13 protein-coding genes are annotated in these 14,735 nt (G+C 76.8%); 4 read left to right on the top strand and 9 right to left on the bottom strand.

Annotation, left to right across the window (positions count from 1 at the left end; genetic code table 11):
* Positions 1–4 precede the first annotated feature (4 nt).
* Together WDZ17_RS11200 and WDZ17_RS11195 are read right to left on the bottom strand one after the other, a co-directional pair.
* On the bottom strand, positions 5–985 hold the full coding sequence (locus tag WDZ17_RS11200; protein ID WP_339575242.1) for a carotenoid biosynthesis protein: 981 nt from the start codon (positions 983–985) through the stop codon (positions 5–7).
* Positions 986–1,029: 44 nt separating this feature from the next.
* Complete coding sequence (locus WDZ17_RS11195) at positions 1,030–1,758, bottom strand: monooxygenase (protein WP_339575241.1); 729 nt, start codon at positions 1,756–1,758, stop codon at positions 1,030–1,032.
* Between the two features lie 98 nt (positions 1,759–1,856).
* Between WDZ17_RS11195 and deoC the strand changes: the two genes are divergently transcribed.
* The 3 genes from deoC to WDZ17_RS11180 are packed head-to-tail and all read left to right on the top strand — an operon-like array spanning position 1,857 to position 4,175.
* The gene (gene deoC, locus WDZ17_RS11190) at positions 1,857–2,531 is read left to right on the top strand and encodes a deoxyribose-phosphate aldolase (RefSeq protein ID WP_339575240.1); all 675 of its coding nucleotides are present in this window, start codon (positions 1,857–1,859) and stop codon (positions 2,529–2,531) included.
* Positions 2,528–3,652 (top strand): adenosine deaminase, encoded by a 1,125-nt coding sequence (locus WDZ17_RS11185; RefSeq protein ID WP_339575239.1) that lies wholly within the window; start codon positions 2,528–2,530, stop codon positions 3,650–3,652. Before deoC ends, WDZ17_RS11185 begins: the two co-directional genes overlap by 4 nt.
* A 58-nt stretch (positions 3,653–3,710) precedes the next feature.
* Positions 3,711–4,175, top strand: a complete 465-nt coding sequence (locus WDZ17_RS11180; protein WP_339575238.1) for a hypothetical protein — start codon at positions 3,711–3,713, stop codon at positions 4,173–4,175.
* Between the two features lie 66 nt (positions 4,176–4,241).
* Here WDZ17_RS11180 and WDZ17_RS11175 read toward each other — a convergent pair whose 3' ends face one another.
* From WDZ17_RS11175 to WDZ17_RS11160, 4 genes are all read right to left on the bottom strand, one after another.
* On the bottom strand, positions 4,242–4,889 hold the full coding sequence (locus tag WDZ17_RS11175) for a uridine kinase family protein (protein WP_339575237.1): 648 nt from the start codon (positions 4,887–4,889) through the stop codon (positions 4,242–4,244).
* Positions 4,886–6,682, bottom strand: coding sequence for a phospho-sugar mutase (locus WDZ17_RS11170; RefSeq protein ID WP_339575236.1), 1,797 nt, complete (start codon positions 6,680–6,682; stop codon positions 4,886–4,888). Before WDZ17_RS11170 ends, WDZ17_RS11175 begins: the two co-directional genes overlap by 4 nt.
* Positions 6,679–7,545, bottom strand: coding sequence for a purine-nucleoside phosphorylase (locus WDZ17_RS11165; protein WP_339575235.1), 867 nt, complete (start codon positions 7,543–7,545; stop codon positions 6,679–6,681). The genes WDZ17_RS11170 and WDZ17_RS11165 overlap by 4 nt, the downstream gene beginning before the upstream one ends.
* Before the next feature lie 122 nt (positions 7,546–7,667).
* Positions 7,668–8,159, bottom strand: a complete 492-nt coding sequence (locus WDZ17_RS11160; protein WP_339575234.1) for a gamma-glutamylcyclotransferase family protein — start codon at positions 8,157–8,159, stop codon at positions 7,668–7,670.
* Positions 8,160–8,320: 161 nt separating this feature from the next.
* Between WDZ17_RS11160 and WDZ17_RS11155 the strand changes: the two genes are divergently transcribed.
* On the top strand, positions 8,321–9,856 hold the full coding sequence (locus WDZ17_RS11155; protein WP_422631959.1) for an NAD(P)H-quinone dehydrogenase: 1,536 nt from the start codon (positions 8,321–8,323) through the stop codon (positions 9,854–9,856).
* A 443-nt stretch (positions 9,857–10,299) separates the two neighbouring features.
* Here the strand turns inward: WDZ17_RS11155 and WDZ17_RS11150 are convergent, their stop codons facing one another.
* The 3 genes from WDZ17_RS11150 to WDZ17_RS11140 all read right to left on the bottom strand — a co-directional run bounded on the left by WDZ17_RS11150 (position 10,300) and on the right by WDZ17_RS11140 (position 14,625).
* Positions 10,300–11,190, bottom strand: a complete 891-nt coding sequence (locus tag WDZ17_RS11150; protein ID WP_339575232.1) for an endonuclease domain-containing protein — start codon at positions 11,188–11,190, stop codon at positions 10,300–10,302.
* Between the two features lie 583 nt (positions 11,191–11,773).
* A complete protein-coding gene (locus WDZ17_RS11145) occupies positions 11,774–13,540 on the bottom strand; it encodes an acetyl/propionyl/methylcrotonyl-CoA carboxylase subunit alpha (RefSeq protein WP_422631958.1) in 1,767 nt (588 codons plus the stop codon).
* Positions 13,541–13,977: 437 nt separating this feature from the next.
* The gene (locus WDZ17_RS11140; RefSeq protein WP_339575230.1) at positions 13,978–14,625 is read right to left on the bottom strand and encodes a Maf family protein; all 648 of its coding nucleotides are present in this window, start codon (positions 14,623–14,625) and stop codon (positions 13,978–13,980) included.
* Positions 14,626–14,735 lie beyond the last annotated feature (110 nt).

Genomic DNA, 14,735 nt, shown 5'->3' with positions numbered 1-14,735 from the left:
TGCGTCACGGGCGACGCGTCGGGTGCGGTGCCGAGGGACGACCTGCCCGAGCCCCCGGACGTGCCCCCGGACGTGCCCCCGGACGTGCCCCCGGACGTGCCTGCGGGCGCGACCGGAGCGAGGAGGACGCCCACAGCCAGTGCGCCAGCGTCGGGGCGACGACGGCGCCCATGACGACGAAGCCCCACAGCGCCACCCACGGGCGGCCGGCGAAGACGAGGGCCTCGACCGTCGAGCCGAGCCACGTCCACCCGAGCAGGAGCGCCGGGACGGCGAGCTCGGCGGCGCCGCGGGCTCGCTCGGTGCCGTGGACCCGCGCCCCCGCGACCGCGCCGCCGCGGCGCCGGGGTCGGGGTCGGCGGGGGTCGGGGACGAGGCGGTGCAGCACGGCGCTGATGACGAGCGCCACGAGCAGCCAGCCGGCGTAGTTGGTCAGCGGGATGCCCGGCACCCCCGGGAGCGCCGGCGACGGGTCGGCCCAGGTCCAGTGCCCGGCGCCGACCATCATCGGGTCGAGGAACAGGTCCCAGGAGGCCAGCCCGAGCGCGGCCACCGGCACGGCGACCCAGCTGCCGGGCGGCGCGAGCGAGCGGCCGGCGAGCAGCATGGGGTAGGCCATCATCGTCCACGCCAGCGGGACGACGAGGGGCACGCCGAGGACCTCGGGCTGCAGCGAGCCCGTGTAGGAGTAGTCGCCGAAGGGCAGGCCGGTCCGGGTCCCCACCGCCTCCGCGAGCAGGCCGAGGCCGCCCGCGGCGGCGAGGACGCCGGCCGCCGTGGCCGGGGAGAAGCGGCGGGCCGCGTCGGCGAGGGCGGCGGCGCAGAAGAGGACGACGGCCAGGCTCGTCGCGGTGGTCAGGGCGCCGCCCGACAGGAGCGGGTGGACGACCTGGACCAGGACCGCGGCGGCCGCGAGGGCCAGGGCGACGACCGCGAGCGGTGGGCGGCGACCGGTCGCGGGAGCGGGAGGGGTCGTCGTCACCACCCGAGGGAGGGTAGGCGTCACCTCCCGCCCGCGCGCCGCCCGGCTCACGGCGCCCGGCCGTGCAGCGTGCCCTCCACGGAGACGACGGCCAGGCGTGCGAAGAGCTCCTCGGCGTACCAGTCCTCGCGCGGGGTCCGCTCGACGACCGCGCGGTGCGCCGCGCGGCCGTGGGCGAAGGACGTCAGCGCCGCGGCGTCGCGCCACAGGCTCACGGTGCCCTGGAGCCCGACGGGGGCCTCGCCCACGCCGATCGCGGCGCGCAGCCCGTCGACCTCGGCGAGGTCCGCCGAGACGGGCGGGACGGCGCCGGCGAAGGTGCGCCAGGACCGCGTCCGGACCCGCGCGCGCGTGATGCTCACCAGCGGCGTCCCCGCCGCCGGGCGCCGGGGCGCGGGGTCGCCGAAGGGTTCCTCGCCGCCCCAGCGGCCGCGGCTGGCCACGGGGGTCATCGCGACCCGCAGGCGCTCGCGGGCGAGGCGGTCCCAGCCGCGCACGGTCACGGACCGCTCGAACCACGCCGCGTCGCCGGGGTCGTCCCAGGTCGCCAGCAGCGCCCAGTGGAGGGGGTCGGCGTCGCGGACGGTGAAGGTGCGTCCCGTGCCCGTCCCGAGGAGCTTCGTCCACCGGGCGCCGCTGCCGCGCAGCAGCGCCCGGTCCAGCGCCATCCGCCCCAGCGCCGGGGGCACGGCGGGGGCGGGCACCCCCCACACGTGCAGCGTGACGAGCGCCGGCGCGTCCCCGCCGCCGGCGCCGGTCCCGCCGCCCCTGCGCACCCCGCGAGCGTAGGCGGGCCCCCGCCGCGCGAGCCGTCCCCCCGCGGCCCGGACCTCGACCTGCGCCGCCGACGCGGGCGGCTGCCAGGATGCGGGGCATGACAGCCACCTCGGAGCGACCGCGCCGCGCGGAGATCGCGGCTCTGGTCGACCACACCCTGCTGAAGCCCGAGGCCACGGCCGACGACGTCGCCGCGCTCGTCGCCGAGGCGCGCGACCTCGGCGTCCTCGCCGTGTGCGTCTCGCCGTCGGCGCTGCCGCTGCGGGACACGGGCGACCTCGTCGTCGCGACCGTCTGCGGGTTCCCCTCCGGCAAGCACACCAGCGAGGTGAAGGCGGCCGAGGCGGCGCGCGCGGTGCGCGACGGCGCGGACGAGGTCGACATGGTCATCGACGTCGGCGCCGCCCGGGCGGGGGCGTGGGAGGCGGTCCGGGCGGACGTGGCCGCCGTCCGCGAGGCCGTGCCGTCCCCGACCGTGCTCAAGGTGATCATCGAGGCGGCCGCGCTGGACGACGACGCCGTCGTGGGCGCGTGCCGCGCCGCGGAGGCGGCGGGCGCCGACCTCGTCAAGACCTCGACCGGCTTCCACCCCAGCGGCGGCGCCACGGAGCACGCGGTGCGGCTCATGGCGGAGACGGTCGGGGGGCGCCTGGGCGTGAAGGCGAGCGGCGGCATCCGCACCGCCGAGCAGGCGGCCGCGATGGTCGCGGCCGGCGCCACGCGCCTCGGGCTGTCCTCCTCGGCGGCCGTCCTCGACGGGACCCCGGCGTGAGCGCCCGTCCCGCCCCGCGCGGCGACGTCGACGAGCGCGCGCTGCGGGCGGTGCGGTCCCTGCCGAAGGTCGTCCTGCACGACCACCTCGACGGAGGGCTGCGCCCGCAGACGGTGCTCGACCTCGCCGCCGAGGTCGGCCACGAGCTGCCCGCCGCGACCGCGGACGCCCTCGGCCGGTGGTTCGAGCAGTCCGCGAGCTCGGGGACGCTCGTGCGCTACCTCGAGACGTTCGACCACACGACGGCCGTCATGCAGACCGCGGACGCCCTGCGCCGGGTGGCGCGCGAGAGCGCGCTCGACCTCGCCGCCGACGGCGTCGTGTACGCCGAGCAGCGGTACGCGCCGGAGCAGCACCTCGCGGGCGGGCTGAGCCTCGACGAGGTCGTCGTCGCGGTGCAGGAGGGCTTCGCCGAGGGCGAGCGGGCCGCCGCCGAGCGCGGCACGCCCATCCGCACCGGCACGCTGCTGACCGCGATGCGGCACGCCGACCGCGGCGTGGAGATCGCCGAGCTGACGCTCGCGCACCTCGGGTCCGCGTCCGGCGGCTCGGTCGTCGGCTTCGACATCGCGGGTGCCGAGGACGGCTTCCCGCCGGAGCGCCAGCTCGAGGCGTTCCGCCTCCTGCACGACGCCGGCGTTCCGGTGACGATCCACGCGGGTGAGGCGGCAGGCCTGGCCTCGGTCCACGGCGCCGTCCACGCGTGCTCGGCGCAGCGCATCGGCCACGGCGTGCGGCTCCTGGAGGACGTCGAGCACGCCGGCACGCCGCAGGCGCAGCCGGGGCCCCTCGCCGCCTGGGTCCGCGACCGGCGGATCCCCCTGGAGCTGTGCCCCAGCTCGAACGTGCAGACGGGCGCCGCGACGTCGGTCGCCGCGCACGGCATCAGCGCCCTGCGCGACCTCGGGGTCGTGGTCACCGTCAACACCGACAACCGCCTGCAGTCGGCGACGTCGATGAGCCGCGAGATGGAGCTCCTCGTCCGCGAGGCCGGGTGGACGCTTGACGACCTCGAGGCGGCCACGGTCGCCGCGGCCCGCGCCGCCTTCCTGCCGCACCCGGTGCGCGAGGTGCTCGTCGAGGAGGTCGTCCTGCCCGGCTACGCCGCGGCCCGCGGGTGAGGCCGGGCCGGGCGCGGGGCGTCGCGCCACGTCCGGGTCCGGGTCCGGCTCCGGGCCGATGAGCAGCCTGGCGTCGGTCGACGCGGCGACGGCGGTGCACCTGGCCGCGGCGGCCGCCTACCTGGGCTTCCAGCTCACGGTGCGGCTCGTCGTCTACCCGCAGCTGGCGACCGCTGCCCGCGCGCCCGGGGGAGCGGCGTCGTTCCGCGAGCTCGAGGCGTCGCACTCCCGACGGGTGCAGCGCCTCGTCGGGCCGCTCTTCCTCGCCCTGGTCGCCGCCTCGGCCTGGCTGGTGGTCGCGACCCGCGGGTCCACGGACGCCTGGACGGCCGTCGGCGCCGCGGCGTGCACCGCCGTCGTGCTCGTCGTCACGGGCCTGGGCGCCGTCCCGGAGCACCGCGCCCTGGGGCGCGGCTGGGACCCGGCGGCCCACCGCCGCCTCCTGCGCTGGGACGACGTGCGCGTCGTCGCGTCCTCGCTCCAGGTCGTCCTCGCGGTCGTGCTCGTCCTGCCCGGTCTCTGACGGGCGGCGCTCCGCCCACCCGGACGGACCGCCGCGGGGCGGCGCGGGGGCGCGCCGTCGTGGCCCTCACACGAGGGCGCGGACGGCCTCCTCGGCGGCGGCGGGGGAGAGCGGACGGCAGCCGAGGTCGGTCCAGCGGCGCAGCAGGGCCGGCTCCGAGCGCGCGAGGCCCAGGCCGCGTCGGACGAGCGTGTGCGGGGGCTTGCGCGACTCGGCGAGGTCGCGCAGCAGCCGGAAGGTGAAGGTCACGGCGACGGGGCGCTGGAGGCAGATGGCATCGGCCAGCAGCGCGCGGTCGCGGCAGGCGGCGACGAGGTCGGCGGCGAAGATGCCCTCGGCGACCACGACGGGGGCCGTCCCCACCGACAGGTGCACGGTCCCCGTGCGGCGGCTGGTCGGGATGTCGTAGACGGGCACCTCCGCCTCGCCCTCGCGGCACAGGCGCTCCACCGCGGCGAGAGCGCGCCCGGCGTCCCAGCTGCCCGGGTCGTCCCAGTCGACGATGCCGAAGCGGTGCGGCAGCCCGGGCTCGTCGCCGTCGCGGTAGAAGTCGTCCAGCGCGAGCACCGGCAGGCCCAGCCGGCGCACCATGGACGTCTTGCCCGAGCCGCTCGGGCCCGTCAGCAGCACCACGCGCCGGGCCGGTGGCCGGCGTGCGCCGCGCGGCTCGGCGAACAGCGCCTCCTGCCCGGCCGGGCGGGACCGCTCGCTCACGCCGGCAGGTCGAGGACGCGCCGGAGGTCCGCGCGGAGGGCGTCGAGGCGCTCGGCGGCGTCCCGGCGTGCCCCCGCGACGGCCGCGGCGTCGGCGTCCACGGCGACGGGCACGACGACCTCGCAGTAGCACTTGAGCTTCGGCTCGGTGCCGGACGGACGGACGACGACGCGGGCGCCGTCGGCGGTGCGGTAGACCAGCCCGTCCGTCGGCGGGAGCTCGACGCCGTCCTGCGCGCCGCCCGCCGAGAGGTCCTGCGTGCTGGTGACGTCGTTGCCCGCCAGCGACGTCGGCGGCTCGGCGCGCAGCCGGGCCATCGCGTCGGCGATGAGCGAGAGGTCCTCGACGCGCAGGGTCAGCGGCGCCGTCGCGTGCAGCCCGTGGGCCCGCGCCAGGTCGTCGAGGACGTCGAGGAGACCTCTGCCGCGGGCCTTCTCGGCGGCGGCCAGCTCGCAGACGAGCACGGCGGCGCTGATGCCGTCCTTGTCGCGCACGGCCGCGGGGTCGACGCAGTAGCCCAGCGCCTCCTCGTAGCCGAACGCGAGCCCGGGCACCCGGCTGATCCACTTGAAGCCCGTGAGGGCGACGGCGCTCTCGAGCCCGTGCGCCTGCGCCACCTTCGCGAGCAGGTCCGAGGAGACGACCGAACGGGCGAGGACCGACCCGGGCGGCAGGCCCCGCTCGGCGAGGTGGTGGCCCAGCAGCGCGCCGACCTCGTCGCCCGTGAGCGCCCGCCACCCCGGTCCGTCCTCGCCGTCGCCGACCCCTGGGCCGGCCTCCGGGTCGTCGCCGGGCCGCAGCGGCACGGCGACGGCGCACCGGTCGGCGTCCGGGTCGTTGGCCACGACGACGTCGGCGCTCACCCGGCGCGCGAGGGCCAGGGCGAGATCGAGGGCGCCGTCCTCCTCCGGGTTCGGGAACGGCGTCGTCGGGAAGTCCGGGTCCGGCTCGGACTGCTCGGCGACCGTCCGCAGGTGCGTGAACCCGGCGGCGCGCAGGGCGGTCTCGACGAGAGGACCGCCGACGCCGTGCAGCGGGGTGAGGACGACCGAGAGGTCCCGCGGGCCCCCCGCCCCGGCGACCTCGGCGGCGGCCGCGACGTAGGCGTCCACGAGCGCCTCGTCCGCGACGTCCCACCCGTCGACGGCCATCGGTACGGCCGCCGGGTCGGTCACGTCGCCGACCTGCGCGATCTGCGCGGCGATGTCCGCGTCGGCGGGCGGGACGATCTGCGCGCCGTCCTCGCCCGGGCCGCCGAGGTAGACCTTGTACCCGTTGTCCTGCGGGGGGTTGTGGCTCGCCGTGACCATGACGCCGGCGTCCGCCCCCAGGTGGCGGACGGCGAAGGCGAGCACCGGGGTCGGCAGGGCGCGGGGCAGCAGCGTCGCCGACAGGCCCGCCCCGACCGCGACGGCCACGGTGTCGAGGGCGAAGCGGTGCGACCCGTGGCGGGCGTCGTAGCCGACGACCACGTGCGGCGGGGAGTCCGGGCCGCCCTCGCGGTCGAGGAGGTACCGCACCAGGCCGGCGGCCGCGCGGGCGACGACCACCCGGTTCATCCGGTTCGGGCCCGGGCCGAGCCGCCCCCGCAGGCCCGCCGTCCCGAAGGCGAGCGTGCCGTCGAAGGCGTCGTCGAGCTCGGCGCGCGCGTCGTCCTCGCCGTCGTCGGCGCGGCGCACCAGCTCCCGCAGGGCGTCGGCGGTCGCCGGGTCGGGGTCGGACGCGGCCCAGGCGAGCGCCCGGTCGCGGCGCTCGCGTCGCTCGACGGCGAGGGCGTCGTCGCGCGCGCTCACAGCCGCTCCACGACGTCCGCGAGCAGGGCCCCGATCCGCGGGCCGGCGGCACGACCGGCCTCGACGACCTCGGCGTGGCTGAGCGGCTCGGTCCCGACGCCGGCCGCGAGGTTGGTCACGAGCGAGAGGCCCAGGACCTCGAGGCCGGCGGCCCGGGCGGCGATCGCCTCCAGCGCCGTCGACATCCCGACGAGCGAGGCGCCGAGGACGCCGGCCATCCGCACCTCGGCGGGCGTCTCGTAGTGGGGGCCGGGGAACTGCGCGTACACCCCCTCGGCGAGCGACGGGTCGACCTCGCGGGCGACGTCGCGCCAGCGGCGGCTGTAGAGGTCGGTGAGGTCGACGAAGGTCGCGCCCTCGAGCGGCGAGCGCCCCGTGAGGTTGAGGTGGTCGCTGATGAGCACGGGCTGCCCGGGCGAGAAGGACGGGTCCAGGCCGCCGCACCCGTTGGTGAGGACGACGCCCCGGCACCCGGCGGCGGCCGCGGTCCGCACCCCGTGGGCCACGGCGCGCACGCCGCGGCCCTCGTACAGGTGGGTGCGGCTGCCGAGGACGAGGGCCCGCCGGTCGCCGACGCGGACCGAGCGGAAGACGGGCACGTGCCCGGCGACGGCGGGGGCCGTGAAGCCGGGCACCTCGTCGGCCGGGACCTCGGCGACGACGTCCATCGCGTCCAGGGCCGTGCCCCAGCCGGAGCCCAGCACCAGCGCGAGGTCGTGGCGCTCGGCGCCGGTGCGCTCCGCGAGGACCTCGGCGGCGCGGCGGGCGGCGTCCTCCGGGTCGGCCAGCGGGTCGGCCAGCGGGTCGGTATGGGGGGCGGCGGCGTCGCCGCCGGGGGCTGCGGTGCGGGGCGGGACGGCCATGGCGGCACGCTACCGGCGGTCCAGCCGTCGGGTGCCGGGGTCGCGCGCGGGGGTCGGGCGCCGGGGTCGGGCGCCGTCGACCGGGCCCGGCGGGGGAGCGCTCGCGGTGGGGGTGGAGGGGCTCAGGAGGTCCCGGCGAAGCCGGGCGGCGCCTCGCCGCCGGCGGACGCCCGGCACGGGCGGGCGCGCAGGGCGGTGACGTAGTCGTCCGGCGCGCCGGCCGCCTCGGCGGCGTCCGCGACCATGCCGAGGTAGCGCGCCGACGGGAGACCGCCCTCGTAGCCGTCGAGCACGTACAGCCACGCGACGACCTGCCCGGTGAGCGTGTCGATCCTGACCCGGAGCCTCCGGTAGAGGCCCATGTCCGCCCCCTCGACCTCGTCGAGCGCGCGGGCGTCGGGCTCGGTGAGGTCGTAGAGGCCGACGTAGACCGCGGCGTCGGGGGAGGGGTCCTGCACGACCGTCGCGAGGGCGCCGTCCCACCCGAGGTCCTCACCGCCGAAGGTCAGGCGCCAGCCGTGCAGCCAGCCGGTCTCCGCGAGCGGGGAGTGGGGCGCCCGCTCCGCCATCCGCGCCGGGTGCAGGTTGCTGCCGTAGGCGGCGTACTGGGGCATGGCCAGGACGATATCCAGGCGGCGCGGGTGCGGGCGCTCGTCCCGGGGCGGGCGGGCAGAATGGCCGGGTGCCTCCAGCGACGCCCGACCAGCAGCCCGACGCCGACGCCGACGCCGAGGTCGGCCGGGCGGGGGCGCAGGGCGGGGACGACGCCGAGGGGATGGGCGCCCCCGCGGAGCGAGCCCCCGAGGGCGAGGGGGGCGAGGCCCGGTCGAGCAGCGCGACGGAGCAGCGGGCGGCGGAGGCCGCGCTGCCGGTGCGCTCCGCGGTGACGGACGTCGCGAGCACCCGCGTCGTCGTCCTCGGGGGCGGGCCCGGCGGCTACGAGGCGGCGCTCGTCGCCGCGCAGTTGGGCGCGCGGGTGAGCGTCGTGGAGAGCCACGGGCTGGGCGGGTCGACCGTCCTCACCGACGTCGTCCCCTCGAAGACGCTCATCGCGACCGCCGAGGTGATGGCGACCGTCACCGAGTCCGTCGAGCTGGGGCTGCGCTTCCCCGGCTCCGGCGGCGGCGACACGGACGCCGAGGGGGCCGTGACGATCGACCTGGACCGGGTCAACGCCCGCGTCCGCGGGCTGGCGCGGGCCCAGTCGCAGGACATCCGCGAGCGGCTGGAGCGCGAGGGCGTCGACGTCCTGAGCGGTCGCGGCTGCGTGCTGGCGCCGGACCGCGTCGCCGTCGACCTCGACGACGGCGGGACGCGCGAGCTGCGCGCCGACGTGCTGCTGCTGGCCACGGGCTCGCACCCCCGGGAGCTGCCCGACGCGATGCCCGACGGCGAGCGCATCCTCACGTGGAAGCAGCTGTACGACCTCACCGAGCTGCCCGAACGGCTCGTCGTGGTGGGCTCCGGCGTCACGGGGGCCGAGTTCGCCAACGCCTACGAGGCGCTCGGCTCCGACGTCGTCCTCGTCTCCAGCCGCGACCGCGTCCTGCCGGGCGAGGACGCCGACGCCGCCCAGGTCATCGACGACGTGTTCCGGCGCCGCGGGATGACCGTCATGGCCCGCTCCCGGGCGCAGTCGGTGGTGCGGGACGGGGACGGCGTCCTCGTGACGCTCGCGGACGGCCGCGAGGTGCGGGGCTCGCACTGCCTCATGGCCGTCGGGTCCATCCCCAACACGGACGGGCTCGGCTGCGAGGAGGCCGGGATCACGCTCTCCGAGTCGGGGCACGTCGTCGTCGACCGGGTCTCGCGGACGTCGATCCGCGGCGTGTACGCGGCCGGCGACTGCACGGGCGTCCTGCCGCTCGCCTCCGTCGCCGCCATGCAGGGACGGATCGCCATGTGGCACGCGCTCGGCGACGCCGTCTCGCCGCTCAAGCTGCGGACGGTGGCCGCCAACGTCTTCACCGCCCCGGAGATCGCCACGGTCGGCTGGACCCAGGAGCAGATCGAGTCGGGCGAGGCCCAGGGCCAGGTCGTCAAGCTGCCCCTGGCCGGCAACGCCCGCGCCAAGATGCAGGGCATCCACGACGGTTTCGTGAAGCTGTTCTGCCGCACCGGTTCCGGGACCGTCATCGGCGGCGTCGTCGTCAGCCCGCGGGCGAGCGAGCTCGTCTTCCCGCTGACCCTCGCCGTCGAGCACCGGCTCACCGTCGACCAGGTCGCGCACGCCTTCAGCGTCTACCCCTCCCTGTCCGGCTCCCTCGCCGAGGCCGCCCGCCGGCTGCACACCGCCCCCGAGGTCGACTGACCCTCGGCGCACCTCGACGACGTCTCGTCATCTCGTGGGCCCCTGTGGCGCACTTCGACGACTTCTCGTCATCTCGTGGACCCCTGTGGCGCACTTCGACGACGTCTCGTCATCTCTTGGGCCCCTTTGGCGCACTTCTGCGACGTCTCGTCATCGCGGGGGCCCCTGTGGCGCACTTCGACGACTTCTCGTCATCTCGTGGACCCCTGTGGCGCACTTCGACGACGTCTCGTCATCTCTTGGGCCCCTTTGGCGCACTTCTGCGACGTCTCGTCATCGCGGGGGCCCCTGTGGCGCACTTCGACGACTTCTCGTCATCTCGTGGCCCCCTGTGGCGCACTTCGATGACTTCTCGCGGCAGGGGGCTCCCGTAGGGCGCACCTCGACGACGTCGGGCTGCCCTCGGCGCCCGACGCCGGCACGTCCGTCCTGTTCGACCCTCCTCAGCGCCGCGCGATGGCGGCGCGGACGAGCGCCACGGCGCGTCCGGGTTCCGCGAGGTCGGCCGCCGTGACGTGCACGACCACCCACCCGGCGTCCCTGAGGCGGTTCAGGCGCTCGCGGTCCTTCTCGAGCTGCTCCCGGAGCGCGTGCCAGGCCCCGTCGTACTCGACGGCGATGCGCAGGGACTCCAGGGCCAGGTCCACCCGCGCGACAGCTCGGCCTCGGTCCCGCACGACGACCTGGGGCACGACGTCGATGCCGGCCAGGTGCAGCAGCACGCGCAGGGCTGACTCCGGCAGCGACTCAGCGCGGGGATCGACCAGGCTAACCGCCTCGCGGACGGCCACGACGTCGTTGTCGCGCCGTCCGTCGAGCCACCCCCACATCTGCTCGACCGAGACGTGCTCGGTCCGCACCAGTGCGTCGAGGCGACCGACCCCCACGGTGAGGGGGACGCGGGCGCTCGCGTCGAACGCGATGCGCTCGGGGGAGGCGAGCAGGGTGGTCCGCCACGGCGTCCCGCTCCCGACGGGTGCCGTCGACCGTCGGACGGCCACCCCTCGGACGGTCGGGTGCAGGCCGACGTCGGGCACCACCGCCTCGACGACGTCTCGAGGTCGTAGCCACGTGTGCCCGAGCACCGCGGCCGCCGACGCCCCGGTGATCTGGGCGGTCGGCGGGAGGAGCAGACCTGCCGCCTCGCAGACCAGCGCGTGGGTGACCTCGACGTCGCGGCGCGTGTAGACGCCGCGGAGCAGACGCGTCCACGCGCCGCTCCGGAGGTCGGCCGGGGAGAGCTCTCCGGCCGCGACGGCGTCGGCGCCCCGGAAGACCAGCGGGAGGTCGACGTCCTCGGGCGATCTCCGCGACCCTCTGGGACTCCTCGGCACGGGAGGGACGGTGCTCCATCGCGCGGCTCGGCGCCGGCGTCATCCACAGCCACACGCAGCGGCAGCGTGGCGAGGTGTCGCCGGACCCGGACGCAGTCGAGGCGCGGAGTGCGGCTACGTCCGTGGCGTGACGTCGTCGAAGTGCGGGGATCGGTGGCGCGTGGGCGCAGGAAGTCGTCGAAGTGCGGGGGATCGGTGGCGCGTGGGCACGAGAAGTCGTCGAAGTGCGGGGGATCGGTGGCGCGTGGGCACGAGAAGTCGTCGAAGTGCGGGGGATCGGTGGCGCGTGGGCACGAGAAGTCGTCGAAGTGCGGGGGATCGGTGGCGCGTGGGCACGAGAAGTCGTCGAAGTGCGGGGATCGGTGGCACGTGGGCGCGAGAAGTCGTCGAAGTGCGGGGAGCGGTGGCGCGTGGGCGCAGGAAGTCGTCGAAGTGCGGGGATCGGTGGCGCGTGGGCGCAGGACGTCGTCGAAGTGCGGGCATTGGTGGCCCGTGGGCGTAGGACGTCGTCGAAGTGCGGGGATCGCTGGCCTGTGGGCGCGAGAAGTCGTCGAAGTGCCAGTAGGCAGAGGGGCCGCCGTCGTCAGGACGGGTCGACGACCTCGCAGACGACGGCACCGGAGGAGACGGTCTGACCGACCTCGGCCGCCAGGCCCTTCACCACGCCGGCGCGGTGGGCCGTCAACGGCTGCTCCATCTTCATCGCCTCGAGGACCACGACGACGTCACCCGCCTCGACGGCGTCGCCCTCGGCCACCGCGACGGTGACGATCGTCCCCTGCATGGGCGAGGTGAGGGACTCGCTGCTCACGGCGGCACCGCTGCTGCGGCCGCGCCGGCTCTTCGCCCTCGTCGGTGCCGCGGCAGGAGCGACGGCACCGAGCCCGGCCGGCAGGACGACCTCGAGCCGGCGCCCGTCGACCTCCACCACGACGCCCTCGCGGGGTGCGGTCTCGGGTGCGTCGGCCACCGGGCCGGCGTAGGGCTCGACCTGGTTGTCGTACTCGGTCTCGATCCACCGCGTGTGCACCGTGAACGGGCCCTCGTCGCCGGTCAGCTCGGGCGCGAAGGCGGGGTCGACGACGACGGCGCGGTGGAAGGGCAGCACCGTCGGCATCCCGTCGACGACGAACTCGGCGAGCGCTCGCCGCGAGCGCTCGAGGGCCTGGCGGCGCGTGGCGCCCGAGACGACGAGCTTGGCGAGCATCGAGTCGAAGGCGCCGGCGACGGCGTCGCCCGCCACGACGCCGGAGTCCAGACGGACGCCCGGTCCGCTCGGCGCCTCGAAGCGCGTCGCCGTGCCGGGAGCCGGCAGGAAGCCGCGGCCGGCGTCCTCGGCGTTCACGCGGAACTCGAAGGAGTGCCCGCGCACCGGCGGGTCGTCGTACCCGAGGGGTTCGCCGGCGGCCACGCGCAGCTGCTCGCGGACGAGGTCGAGGCCCGTGACCTCCTCCGAGACAGGGTGCTCGACCTGCAGGCGTGTGTTCACCTCGAGGAAGGAGATCGCGCCGTCCTGCGCGACGAGGAACTCGCACGTGCCGGCGCCGACGTAGCCGGCGGCGCTCAGGATCGCCTTCGACGCGCGGTAGAGCTCGGCCTCCTGCGCGTCCGACAGGTACGGCGCGGGAGCCTCCTCGACGAGCTTCTGGTTGCGCCGCTGCAGGGAGCAGTCGCGCGTCGAGACGACCACGACGCCGCCGTGGGCGTCCGCCAGGCACTGCGTCTCGACGTGGCGCGGACGGTCGAGGAAGCGCTCGACGAAGCACTCGCCGCGGCCGAAGGCGCCGACCGCCTCGCGGACGGCCGAGTCGTAGGCGGCCACGACCTCGTCGCGCTCGCGGACGACACGCAGGCCGCGGCCGCCACCGCCGTGCGCCGCCTTGATGGCGACGGGGAGGCCGTGCTCGTCGACGAAGGCGAGCACCTCGTCGGCGCCGGAGACGGGGTCCTTGGTCCCGGCGACGAGCGGTGCCCCGACCTGCTCGGCGATCTTGCGCGCGGCCACCTTGTCCCCGAGCGAACGGATCGCCTCCGGCGGCGGCCCGACCCAGACGAGGCCGGCGTCCAGGACGGCCTGGGCGAAGTCGGCGTTCTCGGAGAGGAAGCCGTAGCCCGGGTGCACGGCGTCCGCGCCGGCGCGACGGGCGACGTCGAGCAGGAGGTCGGCGCGCAGGTAGGACTCGCCGGGCGTCGTCCCGCCGAGGGCGAAGGCCTCGTCGGCGCTCCGGACGTGCAGGGAGTCCCGGTCGGGCTCGGCGTAGACGGCCACGGACGCGAGCCCCTCGTCGGCGCAGGCGCGGGCGACCCGGACGGCGATCTCCCCGCGGTTCGCGATGAGGACCTTCGTGATGGTCCGCCTGCTCGGGCCCGCCGTCGTCATGCCGCGCTCCGCCTCCTGCTGCCTCTGGTCACCGCTCGCGGCGCACCACGCCGCGCCCGCCGGGTAGCGGGCCGCCGGGGAGCCTAGTCCCGCTCTCGGCGGCCGCCCGTCCGCCACGGCTAACGGCGGCGGGGCGCAGGGCGGTGAGTCCCCGACGTGCCGACCAGGGGTACGTCAGCGTGGGGAGACGTCGTCGACCTGCGAGGAAGGGGGGCCGGGGAGGGCGAAAAGTCGTCGAAGTGCGAGGAAGGGGGGCCTGGGACGGCGAGAAGTCGTCGACGTGCGAGGAAGGGGGGCCTGGGACGGCGAGAAGTCGTCGAAGTGCGAGGAGGGGAGGGCCGGGAAGGGCGAGAAGTCGTCGAAGTGCGGGGAGGGTCAGACGTCGTCGACGGGCGAGGAGCGACGGGTCAGGTGGGGCGGGAGCGCAGGTCGGACCAGCGGACGCCGGCGTCGTCGAGCAGGCCCCGCAGGGTCGCCAGGCCGAGGCCGACGACGGCGGAGGGCTCGCCCTCGACGCCCGTGACGTAGGCGCCGCCGAGGCCGTCGAGGGTGAAGGCGCCCGCGACGCGCAGCGGCTCGCCCGTGGCGACGTAGGCCTCGACCTCGGCGTCGTCGAGGTCGGCGAAGCGCACGGTCGTCGACGAGACGGCGCCGAGCGTCGCGCCCGAGCCGCCGTCCTCGGCGTCGCGCTCGTCCACGAGCCAGTGGCCCGTGTGCAGGACGCCCGAGCGCCCGCGCATGCGGCGCCACCGCGCCGTCGCCTCCGCGGCGTCGACGGGCTTGCCGTGCACCTCGCCGTCGAGCTCGAGCACCGAGTCGCAGCCGACGACGAGGGCACCCGCGGCGTCGAGCCCCGTGACCTCGTCGAGCCGCCCGGCGACGTCCTCCGCCTTGGCGCGGGCCAGCACCAGGCAGACGTCCTCGGCGTCGGTGACCCCGTAGCGCTCGACGACCGCGGGCTCGTCCACCCCGCTGACGAGGACGAGCGGGTCGACGCCCGCCGAGCGCAGCAGGGCGAGGCGGGCGGGGGACGCGGAGGCGAGGACGAGGCGCACGGGCGCCGACGCTAGCCCGGCTGCGCTCTCCGGTGGCGGGGCTCTCCGGTGGCTGGGCTGTCCGGTGGCTGCGCCCGCCGGTGACGGCGCCCGGGCGTCGGGGCACCGCG

Origin of the sequence: Pseudokineococcus basanitobsidens, assembly GCF_037482545.1 — a bacterium.
In the GTDB taxonomy this organism is placed as follows: Bacteria; Actinomycetota; Actinomycetes; order Actinomycetales; family Quadrisphaeraceae; genus Pseudokineococcus; species Pseudokineococcus basanitobsidens.
Note: the sequence above shows the minus strand (reverse complement) of the source record. Positions and strands in the feature narration are given on the sequence as shown.

Bases quoted from the DNA above. Each gene is read 5' to 3' on its own strand.
- WDZ17_RS11160 (WP_339575234.1), bottom strand. From the start codon at position 8,159: ATGCCCCAGTACGCCGCCTACGGCAGCAACCTGCACCCGGCGCGGATG.
- deoC (WP_339575240.1), top strand. From the start codon at position 1,857: ATGACAGCCACCTCGGAGCGACCGCGCCGCGCGGAGATCGCGGCTCTG.
- WDZ17_RS11180 (WP_339575238.1), top strand. From the start codon at position 3,711: ATGAGCAGCCTGGCGTCGGTCGACGCGGCGACGGCGGTGCACCTGGCC.
- WDZ17_RS11155 (WP_422631959.1), top strand. From the start codon at position 8,321: ATGGGCGCCCCCGCGGAGCGAGCCCCCGAGGGCGAGGGGGGCGAGGCC.
- WDZ17_RS11165 (WP_339575235.1), bottom strand. From the start codon at position 7,545: ATGGCCGTCCCGCCCCGCACCGCAGCCCCCGGCGGCGACGCCGCCGCC.